1 protein-coding gene and 1 pseudogene are annotated in these 2,132 nt (G+C 71.8%); one reads left to right on the top strand and one right to left on the bottom strand.

Annotation, left to right across the window (positions count from 1 at the left end; genetic code table 11):
• Positions 1–1,817 (top strand): bifunctional diguanylate cyclase/phosphodiesterase (locus ABNT58_RS13750; protein ID WP_348754032.1); only part of this gene is annotated, 1,817 nt, incomplete at its 5' end.
• Positions 1,818–1,964: 147 nt separating this feature from the next.
• Here the strand turns inward: ABNT58_RS13750 and ABNT58_RS13745 are convergent.
• Positions 1,965–2,132 (bottom strand): annotated as a pseudogene (locus ABNT58_RS13745) (2Fe-2S ferredoxin); the annotation flags it as partial.

Genomic DNA, 2,132 nt, shown 5'->3' with positions numbered 1-2,132 from the left:
TGCTGTTGCAGGTGCGGCGCCAGGGCGGCCACCCCGCAGCGGCCGCGCTGGTGCAGGCCCTGGGCTGGCTGGCGCTGCCCGTGGTGGCCCTGGACTTCGACACGGCGCGGGCCGCAGGCGCCTGGCCTTGGCCAGCCCTGGCTGGCGCCTTCGTCGCGCTGCTGCTGGCTTCTGCCGGCACCCTGCGCGCCGCGAGGGTGCCGGCCTGGCCAGCCTGGCGACTGGCCGTGCATGCGGCGCTGCTGGCGGGCTTGATGGCCGGCGCCAACCTGGCCGTGCTGCAGGCCGCACAGCCGCCAGCGCCTGCCGGCAGCTGGCAGGCCGGCGCCGACCGGCTCACCGGCCTGCCACTCGCGCTGGCCCTGGGCGCTGCGCCGCTGGTGGCCGGGCTGCTGGGCCTGGCGCAGGCGCTGGCCTGGCGCGTGGTGCAGCTGCACGACCGGGCACGGGTGCAGCGCCATGAAGCCGCCCTCACCCACCCCCTGACCGCGCTGCCCAATCGCCAGGCGTTTGAACACCGGCTGCAAGCCGCGGCGATGCGGGCCGACCGCGACGGCCAGCGCCTGGCCGTCATGTGCATCAACGTGGACGGCCTGAAGACCATCAACGAGTCGTTCGGGCCGTCGGCGGGCGATGCGCTGCTGTGCGGCGTCGCGCGCCGCCTGCAGCGCCTGGCCGGGCCCAACGACCTGGTGGCCCATGCCGCCGGCGACGAGTTCCTGCTGCTGCTCGGGGGCAACCCCGACCGTGAAACCGCCGCCCGCATGGCCGGCCATGCGATCGAGCGGCTGAGCGACGTGCTGCTGCTGGAAGCGCGCGAGGTGGCGGCCTCCTGCTCCATCGGCGTGGCCATGTATCCGCTGGACGGTGCCATGGCCTCGCTGGTCACGCAGGCCAGTGCCGCGGTGCGCTGCGCCAAGCAGAACGGCCGCGCCAGCTACTGCTTCTTCGAAAGCCACATGACCGAAAGCAGCCGCGACCAGACCGAGCTGCTGCGCGACCTGCGCCGCGCGCTGGCGCAGCAGCAGCTGACGCTGATGTACCAGCCCAAGGTGAATGCCCTGGACGGCCGCATCACCGGCGCCGAGGCCTTGCTGCGCTGGCAGCATCCCACGCGTGGCTGGGTGCCGCCGGTGGTCTTCGTGCCGCTGGCCGAGCGCGCGGGGCTGATCGGCGCGCTGGGCGACTGGGTGATCGAAGAAGCCTGCCGGCAGATGCAGCGCTGGTTGCAGGAAGGCCTGCGCCTGCCGGTGTCGATCAACCTTTCGGTGCACCAGCTTCGCCAGCCCGACCTGGCCCGGCGCATCTCGCAGGCCCTGCAGCGCCACCAGGTGCCGCCGGGCCTGCTCACCTGCGAGATCACCGAATCCTCGGCGATGGAAGACACCGGCATCACCCGCACCCTGGTCGACGAACTGGCGGCCGCCCAGGTGCCGCTGGCCATCGACGACTTCGGCACCGGCTACTCCAGCCTGGGCTACCTGCGCCGGCTGCCGGTGTCCGAGCTCAAGATCGACCGCAGCTTCGTGCTCGACCTGGCCACCAGCGAAGACGCCTGCGCCATCGTGGACGCGGTGATCCGCATGGCCCATGCGCTGAGCCTGACGGTGGTGGCCGAAGGCGTGGAAACCGAGGCCCAGCGCCGCCTGCTGGTGCGGCTGGGCTGCGACGAACTGCAGGGCTACCTGTTCGCCAAGCCGATGACGCCGCGGCTGCTGGCCACCTGGGCGCGTGAGCCGGCTGCGCCGCCCGCCCCTGCCGCGCCCACCGTGCCGCCGCCGGCATTGTCGCGGCTGGCTGGTACGCACTTTGCTTGATAGAACCCGACACCTGACTGGTGTCTGTCTATCTCCTCAGCAGGGCACAGGAGCCCGTTTTGTCCAACCTCCCGGTTTCCCCGGGAGGTTTTTTTTCGTCCGCCCATGCCTGCCTTGGTGCACGCATGCACCAGACCGGCGCGCCGCTCAGTGGTTTTCGCGGGCGTGGTTGATGGTGTACTTGGGGATCTCGATCGTCAGCGGCGTGGCGGCGACGATGGCCTGACAGCTCAGGCGCGACTGCGGCTCCAGGCCCCAGGCGCGGTCCAGCAGGTCTTCTTCGCTTTCGTCCAGCTCGCCCAGCGAATCGAAGCC

The organism is uncultured Aquincola sp., from assembly GCF_964001545.1.
Taxonomy (GTDB): Bacteria; Pseudomonadota; Gammaproteobacteria; order Burkholderiales; family Burkholderiaceae_C; genus Aquincola.
Note: the sequence above shows the minus strand (reverse complement) of the source record. Positions and strands in the feature narration are given on the sequence as shown.